The following is a 22691-nucleotide window of genomic DNA, read 5'->3' on the forward strand; positions in this document are numbered from 1 at the left end:
CTTTTAATAATTACTTCAATGAAATATAGATATTAATTTTAGCATTATCAAAATCTGCATTTAAATATTCTTCAAAATCTGCTTCATAACTTCTATCTAAATCCATTTTACAAATTTCATTCCAAGCTTCTGCAACTGCTTTTTGCATATTTCCTTCAATAAAAAACTTAGCATATTTTCCTGAAGGAATTTTCTTTATTGTAATCCCTTCATTTTCAGCCTTACATACCTCATTGCCTACTGTAACTGTATACTTATTATCTTCATAATCTGAATAAAGTCCTATGGCGTATTCATTCACCTTATTTTTTATTGTTTCGTTAATCCCATCTTGATACATTTTTTCCCAAAGACCTCCGATAATTTTCCCCATATTAGGATCATCATTACTTGTAATCGCACTAATTCCTACCACTATTTTTTCTTCTAAATTAACAATTTCATAATTCATATTAATAACCTCCATATATATTTGATAAGGCTATTATACTTAAGTTAATATGACAACTACATGTCATATTAAAAATAATTTAAAAGCATTTTTTCAATTTTATTCTTTATTTCCATTCTTATTTCTTGTGGTTCTAAAATTTCACATTCTTCTCCAAATGAAAATATATAGCTAAAAAGCCATTCTCCTTTTGGATATTCAATATTAACTAGAAAACTACCATCATCTAGTTTCTTAAAATTTTCAAATTCATCATAGACTCTATATGCCATTTTAGAGGAAATTTTCATTTTTAAAGTAATAAATTCACCATTAAAAATCTTATCTTCCCTCACTATTTTTTTTGGTGTTTTAATATTAAAGCTTTCTTCAGAAATATATAAATCCTTTATCCTTCTTAATTTAAAAAATCTATAATCATTTCGCACCCTACAATATCCGTACATATACCAACTTTGCCCTTTAAAATATAATTTTAATGGACATACTTCCCTGCTAATATTTTCACCTTTGCCACTACTATAATTAAAATTCACTACTTTTTTACTTAATATTGAAGATTTAAGATTATTAAAAGTTTCTTTTTCTCTTTCTGCATTTCCCCAATTTGAAAAATCAACTTCTATCCAATCAGTATCATTTTTACCTAATATATTATTTAATTTTCTAAAAACCTTTTCAATCTTTTCATCATTAAAACTTATAGCATTAACGGCTCTTATAGATGATAGTATTTCTAATCTTTCTTCTTCTGTTAATATAGCTTTATTTAATACAAAGCCTGATAATATAGATATACCTCCACCTTTTCCTTTACTCATATATACTGGAATTCCTGCTGCCGACAGTGTTTCAATATCTCTATAAATAGTTCTTTGTGACACTTCAAATCTTTCTGCTAATTCTTTTGCAGTTACAATATTCTTCTCTAAAAGAATATATATAATCTCAAATAATCTATTTACCTGCATAATAAAGCCCTTCTTCCTTTGAAATTTATTAATTTAATTCCTGCTCTATTATAATAATTGATTCTTCATGCTCACCAATCATTTCAACTGATATTTTTTTAATCACAGTGCTAAATTTATCATTACATTTACTTACATCATCAAATGCTTTATCAAGTAATTCAGCAGAGGATAATTTTCCAACTGTCATATGTGGAATATACTCATAACCTAAATCAAATTCCTTTAGTTTATCTTTATATAACATATCATGAATGTTTTTAATTATACCCATACCTTGTACTACATTTAAAAACAAATAATTTCCATATTTATTTTCTTGCTTACTAAAACCTTCTAATTGAACTTCAAATTGGTGTATATCACTTAAACACTCTTTTAAATATAAACTAAGTTCTTCATTAGTAATTTCACTATCAAAAGGAAAAACCAAAGTAATATGTGGTAATACTAAATCTGCTAAAGGATCATATTTCTTACGGATATTATTAATAACATCAATATTTTTAAATTCAGGAAAAATCATAATAGTTCTTGTATTCATCTCATATCACCTCTTTAAATTAAAATTTATAATTAAATTAATTTTAAAACATAATCTTTTCATATACCACTTAAATATTAAAATTAAGTACCTTGATATGGATATAGAAGTTAAAAGTAAATAAAAAAGTGCTCCATCCCGCAAAGATTAGCACTTTTCCTTCAAATTAATTTTCAATTACTCTAGTCCAATAGCCCTAAAACAAAATAAATGTTCCAAGATTTATCTTAGTATTAGCGAACTAAGATTTTCTTATTTATATTATATCAAATTTTTATAAAAAATAAACCTATATATTTTTTATTTAAAATTTGTAGGGACTTTAAGTAAATTTTTAAAATATATATTATTATTCATCAAAAAAGGATATGTTTAACTACTTTTTTAAATTTCAGCACTATTCTAACAGAAATTTTATCCTAGAATCATTTTTGATAAAATCAAGAGTTTTATCTTCTTTAATTATCCCTTTTACTAATCGTTTATATTTATCGCTATCCCAACTGTTGGGCACATTAATTTTTATATGTCTATATAGTTTTGATTTCAGAGAATCGTTCATGCTACTTGCTTCATTCACCATATTTATAATCATTTCTATGGCTTTTTCTTTATCCTGTTTTTCTTTTGCTAAAGATAACTCTAATTGATATTTATGGTATGCTCCAAGATCAAATACTTCAGCAACCTTTTTAGCACGCTCTATGTATTCTTCTGCTTCAATAAATTTATTTTCTTTGTATGACAGATTTATTATAAAAGATAAAGCAGCGAATGTTTCATGAGCATTATTTCTTAATTTTTCTTCATAAATACCATAAGCCTCATCAAAATTCCCGCTACTTTCAAATAACAATGCCTGTTGAATTTTTTTATCTACCTCTAATTCTGGAATTTTATCTAATACTTCTTGAGCTTTTTTATACTCTTTTTTCATCCTATACATTACTGATAATTCTAAATTTGCCATAGAAGCTGTCTTTTCTTTACTGCTTCCTGATACAAGTTCAAGCCAGTCAATTATTTTCCTTTCATATTTATCTTTTTCCTCAATTTGATCCGACAATAAATGTATTCTTAATACTACTGATATCCAATATACCAATTCATCACAACTTGGATATTTTTTAATTAAATCACTAGCCTTTTCAAAAGCCTTTTGGAATCCATCTTTTGATGCCATTTCACCTATCTCTTTTGTAAATTTTTTCACTTCTGCATCTGTTAAATCCTCATTAAATGCCAATAAAGTATTAACATCAATTTTCAAAATACGTGCAAGAGGTGCTAGCAATGTTATATCTGGATATGATATTCCATTTTCCCACTTATTTACTGCTGGTGCACTTATATTTAAATGGTTAGCAACTTGCTCTTGGGTAAGATTTTCTTTTTTTCTATAATTTCTAATAACTTCACTTATTTTCATAAAATTAACTCCTCCATTTATTTATACATTTAACTAACTTAGGACTTCATTAATTAAATGATATCAGAGCTATATAATTTAAACAATTGAAGCATTTTCATCTTTTATTTATAAAAATTAACTATTAGTTACTTTAATTTCCTTAATAAAAATATTTTGAATCTTAATTGCGATATAATATTTCTACCTGTAAAAATAGCCTTAAATATATCTAAAAAAAATATACCTATTTATGGTACGGTTCTCTTTATCTAATTCTAAAATAATAATATTCAATTATTAATTATATACAGACAGAAATTATTTTCTATAAAAAAAGTGCCAATAAAATTGGCACTTTAAATTTATATACTTTTTCTTTAACTATATTTTATGCTAATCCTTCTATTATTCCACCGCCAACAACAACATTTCCATCATAAAAAACTACTGATTGACCCTTTGTTATTGCTCTTTGTTTATCTTTAAATGAAACTTTAACCTTTCCATCTTTAAGTGGTGAAATTATAGCATCTGCAGGCCTTGCTGCATATCTAACCTTAGCTTGAACTTCCATATCTTCCTTTAACTCATCAAAAGGAATGAAATTAACATCCTTAGCTACTAAATCTGTTTTAAATATATTTTCTTCTGATCCTATAACAACTTCATTTTTCTTAGGATTTATGCCTATTACAAAAACTGGCTTTCCAAGAGCTAATCCAAGACCTTTTCTTTGACCTATAGTATAATAAACTATTCCTTTATGTCTTCCTAGTATATTTCCTTTACTATCAACAAAGTTTCCTGGTTTAACTTCATTTGGACGTTCTTCCTTTATGAATCTTCCATGATTGTTGTCTGGTATAAAACATATTTCTTCACTATCTTTTTTATTATGAACTGCAAGACCTATTTCCTTTGCAATTTCTCTTATTTTATCCTTAGTGTACTCTCCACAAGGCATTAATGTATGAGCTAATTGATCTTGAGTAAAATTATAAAGAGCATAAGTTTGATCTTTTTTATCATCATCAGATCTAATTAAAAGATATCTTCCATCTCTTTCTTCTATTTTAGCATAATGACCAGTTGCTACATATTCAGCTCCAATTCCTCTAGCTTTTCTTAAAAGCTCATCAAATTTTAAATGCTTATTACATGCAATACATGGGTTTGGAGTTTTTCCATCTATATATTCTTGAACAAAATATTTAATAACTTTATTTTTAAATGAATCTCTAAAGTTTAAAACATAAAAAGGAATATCTAATTTTTCGCAAACACGTCTAGCGTCTTCTACAGCAGATAGAGAACAGCATCCACCTTCTCTTTCTTCATATTCCTTATCCTCTTGCCAAATTTGCATAGTAATTCCTATTACATCATATCCTTGTTTCTTTAAAAGGTAAGCAGCGACGGAGCTATCAACTCCGCCGCTCATACCTACAACTACTTTTTTCTTTTCCATTCCATCACCTATTCTTGGCCATGAACATGGTCATGTAGGTCATCTCCATGTTCTTTGAAATCCCAAGGTTCTAATCCTTGTCTCTTTCTGTAGTCATTTATAGCCTTATGAATTGCTTCTTCAGCTAATACTGAGCAATGCATCTTTACTGGTGGAAGTCCATCTAATGCTTCTGCAACTGCTTGATTTGATAAGTGCCAAGCTTCTTCAATTGGCTTTCCCTTTATTAATTCTGTTGCCATTGATGATGAAGCTATAGCTGATCCACAACCAAATGTTTCAAATTTAGCATCCTTTATAATATTATCCTCTATCTTTAGGTATACTCTCATGATATCTCCGCATTTAGCGTTTCCAACTTCTCCTACACCATTTGCATCTTCTATAATTCCTACATTTTTTGGATTTCTAAAGTGCTCCATAACTTTTTCACTATATATCATAATTAATTTTCTCCCTTCTTAATGAAGTCAGTCCAAAGTGGGGACATACTTCTAAGTCTTTCAATAATTGGTGGTAAAACTTCTAGTAAATAATCAACATCCTCTTCTGTTGAACCATCACCCAAAGTTAATCTTAATGATCCATGAGCCTTTTCATGTGGTAAACCTATTGCTAGTAACACATGTGAAGGATCTAATGAACCTGATGTACAAGCACTACCACTAGATGCACATACACCTTCAAAGTCTAATGAAAGTAATATTGATTCTCCTTCTATAAACTCAAATGATACATTGACATTAGCAGGAAGTCTCTTATCTCCTGTTGGTCCATTTAATCTTGAGTAAGGAATCTTTAATAGACCATCTATTAATCTATCTCTTAAAACTGTCATATTTTTAATATGATTTTCTAAATTATCTGTTGCAAGTTCTATAGCTTTTCCAAGTCCAACTATTCCTGCAATATTTTCTGTTCCAGCTCTTCTATTTCTTTCTTGTCCGCCTCCATGGATAAGGTTATGGATTCTAACACCTTTTCTTATATAAAGAACACCAATTCCCTTTGGTCCATAAATTTTATGACCTGCAAGAGATAAAAGATCAATATTCATATCTTTAACATCTATTTTTACATTTCCAATTGCTTGAACAGCATCTGTATGGAATAATACTTTTCTTTCTCTACAAATCTTACCAATTTCTTTAATTGGTTCTATTGTACCAATTTCATTATTAGCAAACATAATAGAAACTAATATAGTTTTATCTGTAATTGCATTTTTTAAATCTTCTAAATTTATAAATCCTTCTTCATCAACATCTAAATAAGTAACATCAAAGCCTAATTTTTCTAAGTATTGACAAGTATGTAATACTGCATGATGTTCTATTTTAGTTGTTATTATATGATTTCCTTTATTTTTGTAAGCAGAAGCAATACCTTTTATTGCCCAGTTATCAGCTTCTGATCCACCACCTGTAAAATACACTTCGCTTTCATCAGCATTTAAAGCCTTTGCAACTTGTGCTCTTCCTTTATCTACCGCCATCTTTGTCCTTCTTGATATTTCATAGAATGATGATGGGTTTCCAAAATTATTTGTGAAGTATGGAAGCATTTCTTCTAATACTTCTGGTTTAACATATGTTGTTGCAGCATAATCCATATATACTGGTTTCATTTCTATTCACCTCTATTTATAAGATTTAATTCTTCATTCTTTTGTTTTATTTTTTTAGAATCATTTACTATATCTTCAAGTGTTATTGATTCCATAACACTTTCTATACTGTCTTTAATCTTTTTCCAAAGAATCCTTGTTGCACAGCAATCTATATTATCGCACTTTGCGCCTTCTATGCAATCTGCAATTTCAATAGGACCTTCTAAAACATACATAATATCAGATACCTTTATATCCTTAGGTTCTCTATTAAGTACATATCCTCCTTGAGCTCCTCTTATACTTTTAATAAGCTTTGCCTTTCTAAGGGGACTAAAAAGTTGTTCTAAATAATATTCAGATATATTTTGTCTTTTTGAAATTGTTTTTATTGATACTGGTGCATCTCCATAATTCATTGCTAAATCAACCATAGCCTTAACACCATATCTTCCCTTTGTGGAAAGTTTCATTTTATCACCCCTTAAAGTAGAGTAACTTACTACGATTTCTGTTTATATCTTACCAAATCACTCTGCTATTGTCAATAATCATATATTAATTAATTATGAACAAAATTTTTCATTTGTTTATTTTTTTATTTTATCCCAGTATTCTTCTATAGCTTTTTCAAATTTATTGTTTCCCGGATTATAATATTTTTTATTTTTTATATTGTTAGGTAAATATTGTTGCTTAATATATGAATTTTCATAATTATGAGGATATTTATATTCAAGTCCTCTTCCAAGTTTTGCTGCTCCACTATAATGAGCATCCTTTAAATAATTTGGAATATCATCTATTTTCATGTTATCTAAATCACTTAAAGCAGCATCTATTGCAAGATATGCTTTATTAGACTTTGGGCTTGTTGCTAAAAGTATTGTCGCTTCTGCTAAAGGTATCCTGCACTCTGGAAAACCAAGTTCCCTTGCTGAATCAACTAATGATTTTACTATCATAGCTGCCTGTGGATAAGCAAGCCCTATATCTTCACTTGCAATAACTTGTAGTCTTCTGCATATTGAAATTAAATCCTCTGCTTTAATAAGTCTTGCTAAATAATGAATTGCAGCATCTGGATCACTACCTCTAATAGATTTTTGAAATGCACTTAAAATATCATAATGACTATCCCCATTCATATCATAAGCTACAACCTTTGTTTGTGTGCTTTCCTTTGCAACTTCTAAATCTATTATTATTTCTCCATCTTCATTAGGATTTGTAGAATTTATTGCAACCTCTAATCCATTTAAAGCTTTTCTAACATCTCCATTTGAAGATGCTGCAAAATATTTATAAGCATCATCATCAATACTTATTTTTAAATTTTCATATTCCTTTTCTTCAATTTCAACAGCTCTTTTTAAAGCACAGATTACATCTTCTTCAGTTAATGGCTTAAATTCAAATATAGTTGACCTACTTAATAAAGCTTTAAATATATAATGATATGGATTTTCTGTTGTTGATGCAATTAAAGTAATTCTTCCATCTTCAATATATTCAAGAAGAGATTGCTGCTGCTTTTTATTAAAGTTTTGAATTTCATCTAAATATAAAACTACTCCATCCCTTCCCATAAAGGTATCTAACTCTTTTCCTATTTCTTGAATATCCTTTAATGAAGCTGTTGTAGCATTTAGTTTATAAAACTTTTTATTTATTCTCTTTGAAATAATATTTGCAACTGTAGTTTTACCAACTCCAGGTGGTCCATAAAAAATCATATTATTTATAGTTCCACTTTTTATTATTCTATTTAAAATTTTATTTTCTCCTAATATATGCTTTTGACCAAATACTTCTTCTAAAGTTTCAGGTCTTATTTTATCTGCTAAAGGTTTAAACATCAAAATCCCTCATTTATAATTTTATTTATCAAAAATAATTATATCAGATTATAGTTATAATTAAATAAAATACTCACTTAAACTAATGCACAAAAAAAACACAATAACAAATCTAATTTAAAGATTTGTTATTGTGTTTTTCACTTTAACTTTTATTTACACTTTATACTAGTGTGGATTTTAGATAGAACTGTAAGACCATCTTAATAAGTAAATCTAAAGAGCTATTTAAAATCAACACTTACATTATTTAAATATTATACTATTTATATCTATCTTCTTTTTTTGCATACCATTTTTAATTAAGAAATCTTGTGTTTTTTCTAGATCTTTAATGTCTGCTTTAGTTATTTGTGGATCAAAGTTATACCAAGAATACATTTCTCTTGTTTCCTTATCTGTTAATCCAACTTCCTTTGCAGTTTCTTTTATTACTTTGTCTTTATTATTTTTCATGTACTCTATAGTTTCATTGTGGACTTTTTCAAATCTCTTTACAAGGTCTGGATGTTCATTTAAGAATTTTCCACTAACTGCTGTAACTATTGTTCCATCTACTAAACCTTCACCATTTACAACTAATTTCGCACCATTATTTTCTGCTTTAAGAGCTGCTGGTCCTGCAAGTAATGCTGCATCAACACTTCCATTACTTAAAGCTGCACTAGCTTCTGGTATTCCCATATTTACAAACTTAACGTCTTTTATACTCATACCATTTTTATCTAAAGCTGATACTAATAATTGATGTAAAACTGTTCCTTTAGGTCCTGCTATTTTCTTACCCTTTAGGTCTTTTACATTCTTTATCTTTTTATCTTTAGTTAATATCATAAAGCCCTTTGGTGCTCTACTATATACATTTAATATTTTTAAGTCAACACCATTTGATGCAGCTAAAATAGCTGATGTTCCTCCAAGGGCATGAAGAAAATCTAATTCTCCTGCAGCTAAAGCTGCTGTTTGATCTGGTCCTGATGTTATTTCATGGAATTTTACACCTATTCCATCTTTACTAAATTCCTTTTCAAATAGCTTATCATTCTTTTCAAGTATTGATGGTACATTAAGTGGTGCCTTTACATAAGTAACATTAATTTCTCTAGGGTTTTTAGCTTCTTTTTTATCATTTTTATCACTATTATTACCACATCCTGCAAAAAGGAATAATCCCATTGCAACTGTTAAAATTAAAGCTAAAAATTTCTTTTTTCTCATATGTATCTACTCCTTTAAAATATTTAGAATTTCTTTTTTTAATTCTATAAAGTATTTCTCATGAATATCTCTATTAAACCCTTTATTAATACTAAACTCATAGACTCCTTTTTTCTTTGATAAAACAATTATCCGTGTAGCAATAAGCATTGCCTCTTCTATATTATGAGTAACAAAAATAACTCCTTTTTTAGTTTCCTCATAAATTTTAATAACTTCCTTTTGCATGTCCATTCTTGTAAAATAATCTAGTGCAGCAAAGGGTTCATCCATAATTAATATGTCTGGATTATATATCAAAGCTCGTCCAATAGAAACTCTATTTGCCATACCTCCTGATAGTTCATATGGATATGCATTTTCTAAACCTGATAATTTAATTAACTTTAATACTTTATCTAAATTTTCTTTATTCTCACCATGTATTAATATATTTTCCTTAACATTAAGCCATGGCATAAGTCTGCTTTCTTGAAATACCATAGAAACTTTAGGCTTACAATAGCTTCCATTATCATCTTTAAAAAGAATTTCTCCACTTTGATATTCTTCTAATCCTTTAAGCAATCTTATAAATGTAGTTTTCCCACATCCACTTTTTCCTATAATAACTGTAATATCCTTAGAGTCTATTTCTAAATTAATATTTTTAAGTACCATAATTTCTTTGTTATCTTTTTTGTATGTCTTACTTAAATTTTTTATTAAATACTTACTCAAAAGCTTTGCTTCTCCTTCCATACTTAGATTTAGTTATAATCATACCAAATAATTTATCAGTTAAAATCCCTAAGGTTCCAATTAAAATTATTCCAACTATAACTTCATCACTTCTAGACATTTCCTTGGCATCAAGTATTAAATATCCAAGACCTGATGAGGCTGCAATCATTTCAGCCCCAATTATTGCACGCCAGCTATAGCCAATTCCTAGTTTTAAACCTACTAAAATATTTGGCATAGCACTTGGCATTATAATTTTCTTTATAAGATCCTTTTTATTTAAATTAAAACTTATACCAACTTCTAAAAGTTTATTATCTGTTGAAAGAACACCATTTAAAGTATTTAAAAATATAGGGAAAAATGATGCAAGAATTATAACTATAATCTTTGATTTCTCTCCTATTCCAAACCATAATATAAGCATTGGTATAAGAGCTAATGGTGGAGTATTTCTCATAAACTCAAATAATGGTTTAAAATACTCATATATTTTAGGCTTTAGTCCAAAAATAAATCCTAATGGAACAGCAAATAAAGCACTTATAAAAAATCCAATTATTATTCTATAAAGACTAGCTCCTATATTAGTAAATATTTCTCCATTATTAAGCATAGTAAAAAAACATTTTAAAACAGTCATAAGTGATGGTAATATATATCCACTCCAAACTTTAAAATAAGTAACTAATTCCCAAAGAATTAATATTATTAAAAATACTAATGTCTTTTTAAATATTTTCATAATAACCATCTCCTATCTTTTAAAAGATAACACACATGGTTTATTTTATCACTTTTACACAAATCATTAAAACTTTATATAAATTCAAAATAATCTATTTTTCTATTTCTTTTATTATCTTACATGGATTTCCTACTGCAATTACGTTTTTAGGTATATCTTTAGTAACTACACTTCCAGAACCTATAATAGAATTTTCCCCTATAGTTACACCAGGATTTATAATACTTCCACCACCAATCCAAACATTATCACAAATAATAATTGGATGTGCAGATTCTAATCCACTTTTTCTATCAACTGGATTTATTGGATGGCTTGCTGTAAAAATTCCTACATTAGGTCCAATTAAAACATTTTCTCCTATAGTAACTTTTGCACAATCTAATATAGTTAAATTATAATTAGCATATGAATTTTCTCCCCATGAAATATTGTATCCATAATCACATCTAAAAGGTGGCTCAATTAAAAACTCCTTTGGAGAATTTAAAAAAAGTTCTCTTAATAATTCCTTTCTTTTCTCCCTTTCTTTTGGATTAAGATTATTGTATTCAAATACAACTTCTTTAGCATGCATTCTTTCCTTTGGTAAATCTTCCTTCCATGGCATATAAAATTCTCCACTTATCATTTTTTCTTTTTCACTCTTCATAAAACACCTCAATAATTTCTAGAGATTATATTATTAGAATTTTTATATATCATACTTAAAATTTTAGGATCAGTTCTTTCAATAACTTCATAAGTAAAACCACAATACAATAATCCCCCAATTGAAAGTCCTTTTAATTTTGTGTCAGTTAATGATATTACTAAAATTCCACTCCCTATAAAAAAGTATATTAATATTCTATCTTTAGTACAATAGCTTTTAATAGCTTTCATAATTCTTTTTGGAGTAGGCAAAATTATAGCTTTTATAATCATATATCACCAAATAAAAATATTATTCTTCTATATATATTTAATCAAATAAATAATTTTTATTTCAAATATTTTCCAGGAAATAAAATTGACACATGTGCTAAAATTAAATAAAGGAGATGTTACTATGGTTATTGTAAATGATGAAAAGACTATAGAAGACTTATTAAAAAATAAAGGTATAACTTTATTATATTTTGCTTCACCAACCTGCAGTGCTTGTCCTGCAATAAAATCAAAACTTGAAGCAGAATTAGTTAAATTTCCTAATATATCAGCTTATGAAATTCCACCTTTTAATACTGAAAAAATATTAGCAGACTTTAGTATTTTTACATTTCCAGCAGTTCTTTTATATATAGATGGAAAAGAATATATAAGGGAAGCTAGGTATTTTAGTGTTGAAAAACTTATTAGAGATATTGAAAGATACTATAAATTATCTCAATAAAAAAAATTTGCTCTAAAACATAGAGCAAATTTTTTATTGTATTATTCTACTTGTGTTAAAAGTCTTTTTAATACATCCATCATTTTATTTTCTTTTATTTCTTCATTACCAACTACAATTATTCCTTTAATATCATTATCTGATAGATCCCATTTATATGTTACAAATCTAACTTTACTTTCCTCTGGCAAATATTCTTCAATTTCCATAGCCATTTCTTCAGCTGTTGCCACATATTCTTCAAATAATGTATCTTCATCAATATCATTTATATTATATGATTCTTCTATTTCCTCATTAAGTATATCTACTGGAATACTTAAATTATAAGCACAAACATCTTCTCTTTTTATTCCATTAGTCATATCCTTAAGAATTTTAAATTCTGTATTTGCTTGAATGTTTTCTCCGATTTCCTTTGTGTCCATAATCTTACTACCAAATACAATGTACATAAATATTACCTCTTCCTTTTAAGAATAAATTATTTTTATTTCTATAATGAAATTGCTCTATGACCTATTCCAATTACCACTTCATCTAAATGAAGTAATCCTATACTTAAAAAAATACAAACTGATAGGTGTTCACCTTTCCTTGCAATTCCAACTTTTCCCCCTACATTTTGACCATTAGCTCTACTTTCTACTTGCATTAATGCATCTCTAGTAGCTCCAATTACAGCTCCTTCATGAAGATGTTCATCTCTTATAAGTCCATTTCTCTTTGATGCAACAAGTGCTCTCTCTAAAATTTTGTGTATTGAATCATTAATGTTTCCTCCAATATTTACAGCAGTAACTAAATAATCCTTTTCCTTATACTCTAATTTTAAAGCTTCCTCTTCTTCTCTACTTGAAATTGCCATTTTTGTAGCTATCTTAGCTACCTCAGTACTAGTATTTTTCATTTTATCTTCTCTCCATCCTCTAAACCTTAATTTATAAGATAACTGAAAAAGCTATATATTCTTCAATAATATATATAAGATCTTCCTCTTCTTCTGTATCTACATCAATTATATCACCTTTTATATATTCTAAGTATCTCATTAATACAATGCATAAAGAAATTTTAAATATAAATTTTCTTGATAATCCATTACTATTAAAATTATTCTTTTCACTTAACATTTCGTATATGTTACAAACTCCCTTAGAAAAAACTTCATCATTTTTAACAAAACTAGATGCAAGTCCTATTAATGGACATATATCATCATCAATAAAATTATAATTTTCCATTAAAGTTTTTCTAATTTTAATTGCTCTTTCAGTTTTGTTTTCTAAATCTAAATTTGTAACTAATAATGATACATAAAGGGTTTCTAAGTTTCCATTAGTATTTAAATCTAAACTTTTTACTTTTAAATCAATATTTTTTATTTCTTCTATTATTTCCTCAAAGTTTTTATCTATTGTCGTCAGGTACACATAAACTATATAGTCTTCATTTAATAAAAAATCATATTTATTCTTTTCTAACTCATACTTTATATTAAATAATTTACTTAACTTTTCTTCTAATTCTTCTCCTTTAAATCTTTTTGACAATAAAAATGAAGCATAAAGTGCTTCTTTATTATCTTTAAATCCTCTATCTATTAAAGAAGAATTTATATATTTGGTATTCTCAAAGACTTCTTCATAGTCTTTTCTACCATTCATAAGAATAGAGAAAATATTCTTAAACTCTCCTCTGAATTTTGAATTAAATCTAGTGTTCCTTCTAATATACTTCCTTATAGTCTTCATACGTTTCTCATTAATACCTTTTTCAGAAACATTTGCTATTAAAGAAGCTAAACAATTAATCTCTTTTCCATCCCACCTTAAATTTCTTTTAAATTCATCATTAAGTTCAATAAAAATTTTTACTTTCTCTTTCAGCTCAATATCCATTTCATCATCCTCATAAAATTATTACATTAAATTTATATATTTATATATTATTTCTAATATAACATAACTGTCAATAAATTTTAAAAAAAGAATTAGAATAAATCATTATTCTAATTCTTTTTTTAAAGTTATTTATATATCTTTTCCATAATTTCTAAATTTATCATATCTCTTTTCTAAAAGTTCTTCTATTTTTAAATCTTTTAAAGAAATAATTTCTGATAAAATAGATTTTTTTAAACTTTTTGCCATACGTAATGGATTTTTATGTGCTCCTCCATTAGGTTCTTTAACTACAAAATCAACAACCTTAAACTTTCTTAAATCTTCAGCAGTAATTTTCATAACTTCTGCTGCCTCTGAAACTCTATCACTATCTTTCCAAAGAATTGAAGCAAACCCTTCTGGAGAAAGTATAGAATATATTGAATGTTCAAGCATTCCTACTCTATCTCCAACTGCAAGGGCTAAAGCACCACCGCTGCCTCCTTCACCTGTTATAACTGATATTATAGGAGTTTTTAATTTACTCATTTCAAATAAATTTACAGCTATGGCTGAGCCTTGACCTCTTTCTTCTGCATCTATACCACAAAAAGCTCCTGGGGTATCTATTAAACAAATTACAGGTCTTTTAAATTTTTCTGCTTGTTTCATAAGCCTTAAAGCTTTTCTATATCCTTCTGGTCTTGGCATTCCAAAATTTCTTTTTATATTTTCTTTTGTATTTTCACCTTTAGTAATAGCAATAGCTGTTACTGGAATTCCATTTATTTCACCAACTCCACCAATTATAGCTTCATCGTCACCAAAGTTTCTATCTCCATGAAGTTCTATAAATTCATCTAAGATATTTTCTAAATAAAATTTTCCAGTTGGTCTATCTTTATCCCTTGCAATAAGCACTTTATTCCATGCTTTCATTGTTTTTGGCATTATTCTATTCATATATATTCACCTCATGTAACTTTAATAACTTATATACACAGGTTCTTAAATCTTTTCTATTTACTATTTTATCAACAAAGCCTTTTTTTAAAAGAAATTCTGCCCTTTGAAAATCCTCTGGAAGAGTTTCCTTTATTGTATTTTCAATTACCCTTCTTCCTGCAAATCCAATTAATGCATTAGGTTCACTTAAAATTATATCCCCTTCCATTGCAAAACTTGCAGTAACTCCTCCAGTTGTAGGATCAGTAATTACTGTTATATAAAGGAGTCCTTCATCACTGTGTTTAGCTAAAGCTGCACTTACCTTTGCCATTTGCATAAGAGAAAATATCCCCTCTTGCATCCTAGCCCCTCCTGAAGTAGTAAATATTATAATTGGAAGTTTATTTTCTGTTGCAAATTCTATCATTCTAGTTAATTTTTCTCCTACAACAGTTCCCATACTTCCCATCATAAAAAAACTATCCATAATACCTGAACAAACTTTTATTCCATTAACTAAACCAGTTCCTGTAACAACTGCTTCATTACTTTTAGTTTTTTCTTTAGCAGATTCTAATTTTTTATCATAATCATTAAAATCTAATGGATTTTTAGTTTTTAAGTTTTTATCAAATTCTTTAAAAGAATTTTTGTCAAAAAATATTTCTATTCTCTCATTAGCCTTAAGTCTAAAATGATGATTACAATTTGTACATACATATTTATTATTTACTAAATCCTCATGATACACTATTGAGTGACAGCTATCACATTTAGTCCACATTCCTGAAGGTATGTTAGGTTTTTCATTTTCTTCTATATTTATTTTTTTTACTGTGGCATATTTTTGTTTTTTACTAAATAAATCCTTAAGCATTTCTCTTCACCATCTTATTTCCTAAAAATGAGGTATCATATTCCCCTTTTAAAAACTCTTCCATTTCTAAAATTGAATATTGGAATTCTATATTTGTTTTAACTCCACCTACACCAAATTCACTTAAAGCTCTTTTCATTCTTGTTATAGCTTCTTCTCTATCTTTTCCATATGATATAAGTTTTGCAAGCATTGAATCATAACAATGAGGAATTTTATAACCACAATAAATTGCTGAATCTAATCTAATTCCTAATCCTCCTGGTATATAAAGCTCATTTATTAATCCAGGACAAGGTCTAAAATCATTTTCTGGATCCTCTGCATTTATTCTACATTCAATGGCATGCCCTTTAATTCTAACATCCTCTTGAATAAAACTTAAAGGTTCACCACTTGCAATTTTAAGTTGTTCCTTTAAAAGATCTACTCCTGTTACCATTTCTGTTATAGGATGCTCAACCTGAATTCTAGTGTTCATCTCCATAAAATAGTAATTATTATCTTTGTCAAGTAAGAATTCTATAGTGCCTGCATTTTTATAATTACAAGCTTTAGCAGCTCTTTTAGCTACTTCTCCCATTTCTCTTCTAAGTTTTTCATTTAAAACTGAAGATGGAGCTTCCTCTAAAACCTTTTGATTTTTTCTCTGAAGAGAACATTCCCTTTCTCCTAAATGAACTACATTTCCATATTCATCTGCTAATATTTGAAATTCTATATGTCTTGGTTTTTCAATAAATTTTTCAATATATAAAGTATCATCACCAAAGCAAGCTAATGATTCAGCCTTTGCTGTATTATATCCCTTTTTAAATTCTTCATCATTTTTTGCTATTCTAATACCTTTACCTCCACCACCAGCTGAGGCTTTTATCATAATAGGATAGCCTATTTCCTTTGCAATAGTTAATGCATGTTTTTCATCCCTAATTATTCCTTCAAAACCTGGAACAACTGGGACCTGTGCTTTTTTCATTAACTCTCTTGCTTTAGCTTTATTTCCCATAAGTTCTATAGAAGTATAATCAGGTCCTATAAATTTTATATTACATTCTTTGCACATCTTAGCAAACTTAGAATTTTCTGATAGGAAACCAAATCCTGGATGAATAGCATCTGCTCCTGTTAAAACACAAGCACTTAATATATTTTTTATATTTAAGTAACTATCCTTTGCAGGATAAGCTCCAATACAAATAGCTTCATCAGCTATTTGTGTATGAAGTGCTTCTTTATCTATCTCAGAGTATACTGCAACTGTTAAAATGCCAAGCTCTTTGCAAGCTCTTATTATTCTAACTGCTATTTCTCCTCTATTTGCAATCAATACTTTCTTAAACATATATTTCACCTATCCTATAGCAAACATTATTTCTGCTTCACATACTTTCTTTCCATCTACTGTAGCTATTCCTTTTCCTATTCCAACTGGTCCTCTAAGTTTTATTATTTCACAGCTTAATTCTAACTTATCTCCAGGGACTACCTTTTGTCTAAATCTAACCTTGTCTGCTCCAGCAAAAAGTGGAATCTTCCCTTTAAATTCTTCCTTTGTAAGTATTGCAACTGCTCCAACTTGTGCTATAGCTTCAAGTATTAAAACTCCTGGCATTACTGGTTCTTGTGGAAAATGTCCTTGAAAAAAGTTTTCATTAAAAGTTATATTTTTATATCCTTTAACTAATTTCCCTTCTTCCATTTCTGTAATTCTATCCACAAGTAAAAATGGATATCTATGGGGTAGTATCTCTTTAATTTCTTTTATTCCCATCATATTAAATACCCTCCTTTATTTTAAATAATGGAGTACCATATTCAACCATATCCCCATCCTTTACTAAAACCTCAGCAACAGTTCCTGAAAATTCGCTTTCTATTTCATTCATAAGTTTCATTGCTTCAATTATACAAAGGACATCACCTTTTTTAACAGGATCTCCAACCTTTACAAAGCTTTCACTATCTGGTGAAGGCGACCCATAAAAAGTTCCAACCATAGGTGATGTAACTATACTTCCTGAAATTTCTTCCTTTTCATTAATGTTTTCTTTAAGGTTATTTGTTTTATCTTCTTTTACTTCATCACTTACTTTTTTCTCTAAAATATTTTTATCTAAAACTATATCTTCTGTATTTATTTTTTTATCATTATCTTTTTTGTTTAAATTACTAATTTCTCTTGTTAAGGATTTATCCATTTTTATATTTGAATCCTTATCTTTATATTCAAAGTAAGCAAGATCTGAATTATTTATAAGTTCAATAAGTTCTTTAATTTCACTAATATCCATATAAATAACCTCCTATTTTTCATTCCACTTCTTAAATAATAGTGTTGCATTATGACCACCAAATCCTAATGAATTTGTTAAAGCATAATTAACTTCTTTTTCTCTTCCAACATTAGGTACATAATCTAAATCACATTCTTCATCAGCTGTTTCATAGCCAATTGTTGGTGGCACAAAATCATCTAATAAAGCTTCAACGCAAATTATTGATTCAATAGCACCTGCTGCTCCTAAAAGATGTCCTGTCATTGATTTAGTTGAAGAAACAGGTATTTTATAAGCCTCTTCTCCAAAAGCTTTTTTAATAGCTCTTGTTTCAAATTTATCATTTAAAGGTGTAGAAGTTCCATGAGCATTTATATATGAAATTTCTTCTTTTTTAATTGAAGCCTCATTTATTGCATCAAGCATTGCTCTAGCAGCACCTTCTCCTTCTGGATCTGGTGATGTTATATGATATCCATCACAAGTACTTCCATATCCAACAACTTCTGCTAAAATTTTAGCTCCTCTATTTTTAGCTGATTCTAAACTTTCAAGAACTAATATTCCAGCTCCTTCACCCATTACAAATCCACTTCTATCTTTATCAAAAGGAATTGATGCCTTCTTTGGATCATTTGATGTATTAAGAGCCTTAAGACTTGCAAAACCTTCTATTCCTATCTTAGTAACAGGTGCTTCAACACCACCTGCTATCATAACATCTGCATAACCATGTTTTATTTGTCTAAAAGCTTCACCTATACTATTAGTTCCTGTAGCACAAGCTGTTACAATAGAAGTTGAAGGTCCTTTAAATCCATATTTTATAGATATATTACCAGCTGCCATATTTATTATTGCCATTGGTATAAAAAATGGAGATACCCTTTTTGATCCTTCAACCATTTTAGTTATTTCAGTTTCAATAGTTTGGAATCCTCCAATACCAGAACCAACAAGAACTCCTATTCTATTCTTATCCATATTTTCTAAATCTAATCCTGATGATTTAATTGCTTCTTCTGTTGCAACTAGTGCAAATTGAGAAAATCTATCTAATCTTTTACTTTCTTTTTTACCTAAAAGTGCTGCTCCATCAAAATTTTTAACTTCTCCAGCAACCTTAACACTAACCTCGTCTTTATTAACTAATGTTACATAGTCTATTCCAAGCTTTCCAATTTTTGCATTATTCCAAAACTCTTCTACATTATTTCCAATTGGAGTTAATGCTCCCATTCCAGTAATTACAACTCTTCTATTCATAAAAATTCCTCCAAAAAAAATTACATTACCATTCCACCATCTACATTCATAACTTGACCTGTTACATATGATGCTTCATCTGATACTAAAAATGCTACCATATTTGCAACATCTTCAGGGTTACCAAGTCTTTTAAGTGGTATACTCTTTTTTATTTCTTCTTTGTATTTTTCTCCAAGAATATCTGTCATGTCAGTATCAATAAATCCTGGTGCTATAGCATTAACTGTAACTCCTCTACTACCAACTTCTTTAGCTAATGACTTAGTCATTCCAATTACACCAGCTTTTGATGCTGCATAATTTACTTGACCTGCATTTCCAACTAATCCAACAACAGATGATAAATTAACTATTTTCCCATATTTTTGTCTAACCATTACTGGTGTTATACCTTTTAAGCAGTTAAATACTCCTTTTAAGTTTACATCTATAACATTATCAAAATCTTCTTCTTTCATTCTTAAAATTAAAGTATCTTTTGTTATACCTGCATTATTAATCATTATATCTATTTTACCAAATTTTTCTTTAGCTGCCTTAATCATCTCTTCTACATCTTTACTATTGCTTATATCGCATTTATATAAAAGTACATCTATTCCCATACTTAGAAGTTCTTCTTTTACCTTTTCTGCCTCTTCTTCATTACTTCTATAATTTAAAACAATATTTGCTCCAAGAGAAGCTAACTTTTTTGCTATTGCCTTTCCTATTCCCCTTGAAGCTCCCGTCACTATTGCACATTTATCCTTTAACATATAACCCTCCTATTGTTCCTTCATTTCTTTTATAATTTTATTTAATGATTCCAAATTTTCTACATTATAAATTTTTACTTTTCTATTAATCTTTTTAACAAATCCACTAAGAGATTTTCCAGGACCTACTTCTATAAATGTATCAACACCTTTGTCTAACATATCCCTTATAGTTTTTTCAAATAATACTGATGACATTATGTGTTTTCTTAAAATATCTTTTAAATTATCTTCATCTTTATATGGAAGTCCTGAAATATTTGAATAAACTATTTTATTAAATTTATTAAATTTAACTTTTTCAAGTTCCTTTAAAAATTCAAAACTTGCATCTTTAAGTAATGAACTATGAAATGGTCCACTTACCTTAAGTGGTACTCCAAGTCCTCCAAGTTCCTTTGCTATTTTTATAGATTCTTCTATTGCTTTATTTTCTCCAGATACAACAACTTGACCTGGACAATTATAATTTGCACCTTCAATTATTCCAAACTTTGAAGCTCTATTTAAAAGTTCTTCTATTTTTTCATTATTTAATTTTAATATAGCTGCCATTTTCCCAAGGCCCTTTGGAAGGGAGCTTCCCATAATCCTTCCTCTTTCCTTTATAAGCTTTAATCCATCTGAAAAATCTAATGCTCCTCCATAAATTAAAGCCCCATACTCTCCAAGAGAAAGTCCAGCTGTATAATCTCCAATTATTCCATTTTTTTCTAATGCTTTTACAATAGCTAAAGAGGTTAATAATATAGCAGGTTGTGCATTTTCAGTGAGCTTTAAATCATCTTCATTTCCACTAAATATTAAATCTTTAATATTCATATTTAATATTTCTTCACCTTTATCAAAAACTTCCCTGCACTCTTTAATATTTTCGTATAAATCCTTTCCCATTCCTATATATTGAGATCCTTGACCTGCAAATAATATAGCAATATTTTCACTACTCATATAAACCTCCAAATTTTGAGATTGTATCTTTAGCTCCATTAATTAAATCTTCTATTATTTCCTTACAGCTTTCTTCTTTATTAATTAGTCCAGATATTTGACCTGCCATAACAGAACCATTAATAACATCTCCTTCTATTGCTGCTTTTGGAAGAGATCCTTTTCCAAGACTTTCTAATTCTTCAATTGTTCCATTATTTTTTTCTAATTTTTGAAATTCTCTAGATAATTTATTTTTTATTACTCTAACAGGATGACCAGTTGATCTTCCAGTTACATCTGTATCAATATCTTTTGCCCCTAAAACTTTATTTTTATAATTTTGATGTACTGTACATTCTTTAGCAACTAAAAATCTAGTACCAACTTGAATTCCTTCTCCTCCAAGCATGAAGGCAGCAGCAGTTCCTCTTCCATCTGCTATTCCACCAGCAGCTATTACTGGTATTTTTACAGCATCTGCAACTTGTGGAATTAAAGTCATAGTTGTAAGTTGACCAACATGACCTCCTGATTCATTACCTTCTGCAATAATTGCATCTGCTCCCATCTTTTCCATTCTCTTTGCTAAAGCAACTGATGCAACAACTGGAATAACCTTTATTCCATGAGATTTCCACATTTCCATATACTTTCCTGGACTTCCTGCTCCTGTTGTAACTACTGAAACCCCTTCTTCGCAAACAAGTTTTGCTACTTCATCTGCATGTTCAGACATAAGCATTATATTTACTCCAAAAGGTTTATTTGTAATTTTTTTAGCTTTTCTTATTTCTTCTCTTATCCATTCAATTGGTGCTGTTCCAGTAATTAATCCAAGACCACCAGCCTCACTTACAGCCGCTGCTAAAGATGCATCTGCAATCCAAGCCATTCCACCTTGAAGTACTGGATATTTAATATTTAATATTTTGCAAACTCTATTACTCATTAAAGTTCCTCCTAAAATTACTTATAAAACTTAATTTATCCATAATAAATAAAATCGGGCTTTAAATTAAGACCCGATTTTATTTTCAGAATATTCTGTTAACTCTGATTAAAACTACTATGAGTAACAGATTGTAGCCTTAAAAATAATTAGTTATTCTTCTTTTTTTCAACATAGTCTACTGCATCTTTTATGCTCTTAATGCTTTCTGCATCCTCTAATTGAATTCCAAACTTTTCTTCAATTTCAATTACAACTTGAAATAAATCAAGTGAATCTGCTCCTAAATCTTCAAATGTAGTATCCATTGTTACTTCACTTTCATCTACTCCTAATTGTTCACAAACAACTTCTCTAATTTCTTCAAATATCATATTTCTTACCTCCATAATTTACAAAAATCTATATATTTTAA

Annotated in this window: 28 protein-coding genes; 1 reads left to right on the forward strand and 27 read right to left on the reverse strand. The window is 28.4% G+C overall.

The features are described 5' to 3' along the window. Positions 1-10: 10 nt before the first annotated feature. The 14 genes from J2S18_RS00200 to J2S18_RS00265 all read right to left on the reverse strand — a co-directional run bounded on the left by J2S18_RS00200 (position 11) and on the right by J2S18_RS00265 (position 11929). Complete coding sequence (locus J2S18_RS00200; RefSeq protein WP_307481679.1) at positions 11-451, reverse strand: GyrI-like domain-containing protein; 441 nt, start codon at positions 449-451, stop codon at positions 11-13. A 68-nt stretch (positions 452-519) separates the two neighbouring features. Further along, positions 520-1422 (reverse strand): helix-turn-helix transcriptional regulator, encoded by a 903-nt coding sequence (locus J2S18_RS00205; protein ID WP_307481681.1) that lies wholly within the window; start codon positions 1420-1422, stop codon positions 520-522. Positions 1423-1450: 28 nt separating this feature from the next. After that, positions 1451-1966, reverse strand: coding sequence for a 2'-5' RNA ligase family protein (locus tag J2S18_RS00210; RefSeq protein WP_307481683.1), 516 nt, complete (start codon positions 1964-1966; stop codon positions 1451-1453). A 397-nt stretch (positions 1967-2363) separates the two neighbouring features. After that, complete coding sequence (locus tag J2S18_RS00215; protein WP_307481686.1) at positions 2364-3395, reverse strand: helix-turn-helix domain-containing protein; 1032 nt, start codon at positions 3393-3395, stop codon at positions 2364-2366. 370 nt (positions 3396-3765) lie between these two features. After that, complete coding sequence (mnmA, locus tag J2S18_RS00220) at positions 3766-4845, reverse strand: tRNA 2-thiouridine(34) synthase MnmA (RefSeq protein WP_307481688.1); 1080 nt, start codon at positions 4843-4845, stop codon at positions 3766-3768. Positions 4846-4853: 8 nt separating this feature from the next. Beyond that, positions 4854-5288, reverse strand: a complete 435-nt coding sequence (gene nifU / locus J2S18_RS00225) for a Fe-S cluster assembly scaffold protein NifU (RefSeq protein ID WP_307481690.1) — start codon at positions 5286-5288, stop codon at positions 4854-4856. A 2-nt stretch (positions 5289-5290) separates the two neighbouring features. After that, positions 5291-6472 carry a cysteine desulfurase NifS gene (gene nifS, locus J2S18_RS00230; protein ID WP_307481693.1) on the reverse strand — a complete coding sequence of 394 codons (1182 nt, stop codon included), beginning with the start codon at positions 6470-6472 and terminating at the stop codon, positions 5291-5293. A gap of 2 nt (positions 6473-6474) precedes the next feature. After that, positions 6475-6927, reverse strand: coding sequence for an RrF2 family transcriptional regulator (locus tag J2S18_RS00235; RefSeq protein WP_307481696.1), 453 nt, complete (start codon positions 6925-6927; stop codon positions 6475-6477). A 117-nt stretch (positions 6928-7044) separates the two neighbouring features. Then, positions 7045-8313 carry a replication-associated recombination protein A gene (locus tag J2S18_RS00240; RefSeq protein ID WP_307481699.1) on the reverse strand — a complete coding sequence of 423 codons (1269 nt, stop codon included), beginning with the start codon at positions 8311-8313 and terminating at the stop codon, positions 7045-7047. Positions 8314-8559: 246 nt separating this feature from the next. Next, positions 8560-9531 (reverse strand): NrtA/SsuA/CpmA family ABC transporter substrate-binding protein, encoded by a 972-nt coding sequence (locus J2S18_RS00245; RefSeq protein WP_307481701.1) that lies wholly within the window; start codon positions 9529-9531, stop codon positions 8560-8562. Positions 9532-9537: 6 nt separating this feature from the next. After that, positions 9538-10251 carry an ABC transporter ATP-binding protein gene (locus J2S18_RS00250; protein ID WP_307481703.1) on the reverse strand — a complete coding sequence of 238 codons (714 nt, stop codon included), beginning with the start codon at positions 10249-10251 and terminating at the stop codon, positions 9538-9540. After that, positions 10244-10999, reverse strand: coding sequence for an ABC transporter permease (locus J2S18_RS00255; RefSeq protein ID WP_307481705.1), 756 nt, complete (start codon positions 10997-10999; stop codon positions 10244-10246). The genes J2S18_RS00250 and J2S18_RS00255 overlap by 8 nt, the downstream gene beginning before the upstream one ends. 94 nt (positions 11000-11093) lie before the next feature. After that, complete coding sequence (locus J2S18_RS00260; RefSeq protein WP_307481708.1) at positions 11094-11654, reverse strand: sugar O-acetyltransferase; 561 nt, start codon at positions 11652-11654, stop codon at positions 11094-11096. An 8-nt stretch (positions 11655-11662) separates the two neighbouring features. Next, positions 11663-11929 (reverse strand): hypothetical protein, encoded by a 267-nt coding sequence (locus J2S18_RS00265; RefSeq protein ID WP_307481711.1) that lies wholly within the window; start codon positions 11927-11929, stop codon positions 11663-11665. Positions 11930-12053: 124 nt separating this feature from the next. Here J2S18_RS00265 and J2S18_RS00270 point away from each other — a divergent pair, with 124 nt between their 5' ends. Further along, entirely contained in the window at positions 12054-12377 is a 324-nt protein-coding gene (locus J2S18_RS00270; protein WP_307481713.1) for a thioredoxin family protein, read from the forward strand. Between the two features lie 41 nt (positions 12378-12418). Here the strand turns inward: J2S18_RS00270 and J2S18_RS00275 are convergent, their stop codons facing one another. The 13 genes from J2S18_RS00275 to acpP all read right to left on the reverse strand — a co-directional run bounded on the left by J2S18_RS00275 (position 12419) and on the right by acpP (position 22650). Further along, complete coding sequence (locus J2S18_RS00275; protein WP_307481714.1) at positions 12419-12832, reverse strand: hypothetical protein; 414 nt, start codon at positions 12830-12832, stop codon at positions 12419-12421. A 41-nt stretch (positions 12833-12873) separates the two neighbouring features. After that, a complete protein-coding gene (locus J2S18_RS00280; protein WP_307481716.1) occupies positions 12874-13287 on the reverse strand; it encodes a HutP family protein in 414 nt (137 codons plus the stop codon). A 31-nt stretch (positions 13288-13318) separates the two neighbouring features. Next, entirely contained in the window at positions 13319-14278 is a 960-nt protein-coding gene (locus J2S18_RS00285) for a DUF4003 family protein (protein ID WP_307481718.1), read from the reverse strand. 132 nt (positions 14279-14410) lie between these two features. After that, on the reverse strand, positions 14411-15226 hold the full coding sequence (locus J2S18_RS00290) for an acetyl-CoA carboxylase carboxyltransferase subunit alpha (RefSeq protein WP_307481720.1): 816 nt from the start codon (positions 15224-15226) through the stop codon (positions 14411-14413). After that, complete coding sequence (gene accD / locus J2S18_RS00295; protein ID WP_307481721.1) at positions 15219-16088, reverse strand: acetyl-CoA carboxylase, carboxyltransferase subunit beta; 870 nt, start codon at positions 16086-16088, stop codon at positions 15219-15221. The genes J2S18_RS00290 and accD overlap by 8 nt, the downstream gene beginning before the upstream one ends. Continuing rightward, the gene (locus J2S18_RS00300) at positions 16081-17433 is read right to left on the reverse strand and encodes an acetyl-CoA carboxylase biotin carboxylase subunit (RefSeq protein WP_307481723.1); all 1353 of its coding nucleotides are present in this window, start codon (positions 17431-17433) and stop codon (positions 16081-16083) included. The genes accD and J2S18_RS00300 overlap by 8 nt, the downstream gene beginning before the upstream one ends. 9 nt (positions 17434-17442) lie before the next feature. After that, positions 17443-17865: a 3-hydroxyacyl-ACP dehydratase FabZ gene (gene fabZ, locus J2S18_RS00305; RefSeq protein ID WP_307481725.1), complete on the reverse strand. Its 423-nt coding sequence runs from the start codon at positions 17863-17865 to the stop codon at positions 17443-17445. 1 nt (position 17866) lies between these two features. Beyond that, positions 17867-18382 carry an acetyl-CoA carboxylase biotin carboxyl carrier protein gene (gene accB / locus J2S18_RS00310; RefSeq protein WP_307481726.1) on the reverse strand — a complete coding sequence of 172 codons (516 nt, stop codon included), beginning with the start codon at positions 18380-18382 and terminating at the stop codon, positions 17867-17869. Between the two features lie 12 nt (positions 18383-18394). After that, positions 18395-19633 (reverse strand): beta-ketoacyl-ACP synthase II, encoded by a 1239-nt coding sequence (fabF, locus tag J2S18_RS00315; RefSeq protein WP_307481729.1) that lies wholly within the window; start codon positions 19631-19633, stop codon positions 18395-18397. A gap of 20 nt (positions 19634-19653) precedes the next feature. After that, a complete protein-coding gene (fabG, locus tag J2S18_RS00320; protein ID WP_307481732.1) occupies positions 19654-20394 on the reverse strand; it encodes a 3-oxoacyl-[acyl-carrier-protein] reductase in 741 nt (246 codons plus the stop codon). 9 nt (positions 20395-20403) lie between these two features. After that, on the reverse strand, positions 20404-21345 hold the full coding sequence (fabD, locus tag J2S18_RS00325; RefSeq protein ID WP_307481734.1) for an ACP S-malonyltransferase: 942 nt from the start codon (positions 21343-21345) through the stop codon (positions 20404-20406). Then, positions 21338-22276 (reverse strand): enoyl-[acyl-carrier-protein] reductase FabK, encoded by a 939-nt coding sequence (gene fabK / locus J2S18_RS00330; protein ID WP_307481737.1) that lies wholly within the window; start codon positions 22274-22276, stop codon positions 21338-21340. Before fabK ends, fabD begins: the two co-directional genes overlap by 8 nt. 149 nt (positions 22277-22425) lie before the next feature. Further along, positions 22426-22650: an acyl carrier protein gene (gene acpP / locus J2S18_RS00335; RefSeq protein ID WP_209795378.1), complete on the reverse strand. Its 225-nt coding sequence runs from the start codon at positions 22648-22650 to the stop codon at positions 22426-22428. Positions 22651-22691: the final 41 nt, after the last annotated feature.

The organism is Eubacterium multiforme, from assembly GCF_030813415.1.
Taxonomy (GTDB): Bacteria; Bacillota; Clostridia; order Clostridiales; family Clostridiaceae; genus Clostridium; species Clostridium multiforme.

Excerpts from the sequence above, each read along its gene's own strand:
- J2S18_RS00200 (WP_307481679.1), bottom strand. The coding sequence starts at position 451 with ATGAATTATGAAATTGTTAATTTAGAAGAAAAAATAGTGGTAGGAATT.
- J2S18_RS00205 (WP_307481681.1), bottom strand. The coding sequence starts at position 1,422 with ATGCAGGTAAATAGATTATTTGAGATTATATATATTCTTTTAGAGAAG.
- J2S18_RS00210 (WP_307481683.1), bottom strand. The coding sequence starts at position 1,966 with ATGAATACAAGAACTATTATGATTTTTCCTGAATTTAAAAATATTGAT.
- J2S18_RS00215 (WP_307481686.1), bottom strand. The coding sequence starts at position 3,395 with ATGAAAATAAGTGAAGTTATTAGAAATTATAGAAAAAAAGAAAATCTT.
- mnmA (WP_307481688.1), bottom strand. The coding sequence starts at position 4,845 with ATGGAAAAGAAAAAAGTAGTTGTAGGTATGAGCGGCGGAGTTGATAGC.
- nifU (WP_307481690.1), bottom strand. The coding sequence starts at position 5,288 with ATGATATATAGTGAAAAAGTTATGGAGCACTTTAGAAATCCAAAAAAT.
- nifS (WP_307481693.1), bottom strand. The coding sequence starts at position 6,472 with ATGAAACCAGTATATATGGATTATGCTGCAACAACATATGTTAAACCA.
- J2S18_RS00235 (WP_307481696.1), bottom strand. The coding sequence starts at position 6,927 with ATGAAACTTTCCACAAAGGGAAGATATGGTGTTAAGGCTATGGTTGAT.
- J2S18_RS00240 (WP_307481699.1), bottom strand. The coding sequence starts at position 8,313 with ATGTTTAAACCTTTAGCAGATAAAATAAGACCTGAAACTTTAGAAGAA.
- J2S18_RS00245 (WP_307481701.1), bottom strand. The coding sequence starts at position 9,531 with ATGAGAAAAAAGAAATTTTTAGCTTTAATTTTAACAGTTGCAATGGGA.
- J2S18_RS00255 (WP_307481705.1), bottom strand. The coding sequence starts at position 10,999 with ATGAAAATATTTAAAAAGACATTAGTATTTTTAATAATATTAATTCTT.
- J2S18_RS00260 (WP_307481708.1), bottom strand. The coding sequence starts at position 11,654 with ATGAAGAGTGAAAAAGAAAAAATGATAAGTGGAGAATTTTATATGCCA.
- J2S18_RS00265 (WP_307481711.1), bottom strand. The coding sequence starts at position 11,929 with ATGATTATAAAAGCTATAATTTTGCCTACTCCAAAAAGAATTATGAAA.
- J2S18_RS00270 (WP_307481713.1), top strand. The coding sequence starts at position 12,054 with ATGGTTATTGTAAATGATGAAAAGACTATAGAAGACTTATTAAAAAAT.
- J2S18_RS00275 (WP_307481714.1), bottom strand. The coding sequence starts at position 12,832 with ATGTACATTGTATTTGGTAGTAAGATTATGGACACAAAGGAAATCGGA.
- J2S18_RS00280 (WP_307481716.1), bottom strand. The coding sequence starts at position 13,287 with ATGAAAAATACTAGTACTGAGGTAGCTAAGATAGCTACAAAAATGGCA.
- J2S18_RS00285 (WP_307481718.1), bottom strand. The coding sequence starts at position 14,278 with ATGGATATTGAGCTGAAAGAGAAAGTAAAAATTTTTATTGAACTTAAT.
- J2S18_RS00290 (WP_307481720.1), bottom strand. The coding sequence starts at position 15,226 with ATGAATAGAATAATGCCAAAAACAATGAAAGCATGGAATAAAGTGCTT.
- accD (WP_307481721.1), bottom strand. The coding sequence starts at position 16,088 with ATGCTTAAGGATTTATTTAGTAAAAAACAAAAATATGCCACAGTAAAA.
- J2S18_RS00300 (WP_307481723.1), bottom strand. The coding sequence starts at position 17,433 with ATGTTTAAGAAAGTATTGATTGCAAATAGAGGAGAAATAGCAGTTAGA.
- fabZ (WP_307481725.1), bottom strand. The coding sequence starts at position 17,865 with ATGATGGGAATAAAAGAAATTAAAGAGATACTACCCCATAGATATCCA.
- accB (WP_307481726.1), bottom strand. The coding sequence starts at position 18,382 with ATGGATATTAGTGAAATTAAAGAACTTATTGAACTTATAAATAATTCA.
- fabF (WP_307481729.1), bottom strand. The coding sequence starts at position 19,633 with ATGAATAGAAGAGTTGTAATTACTGGAATGGGAGCATTAACTCCAATT.
- fabG (WP_307481732.1), bottom strand. The coding sequence starts at position 20,394 with ATGTTAAAGGATAAATGTGCAATAGTGACGGGAGCTTCAAGGGGAATA.
- fabD (WP_307481734.1), bottom strand. The coding sequence starts at position 21,345 with ATGAGTAGTGAAAATATTGCTATATTATTTGCAGGTCAAGGATCTCAA.
- fabK (WP_307481737.1), bottom strand. The coding sequence starts at position 22,276 with ATGAGTAATAGAGTTTGCAAAATATTAAATATTAAATATCCAGTACTT.
- acpP (WP_209795378.1), bottom strand. The coding sequence starts at position 22,650 with ATGATATTTGAAGAAATTAGAGAAGTTGTTTGTGAACAATTAGGAGTA.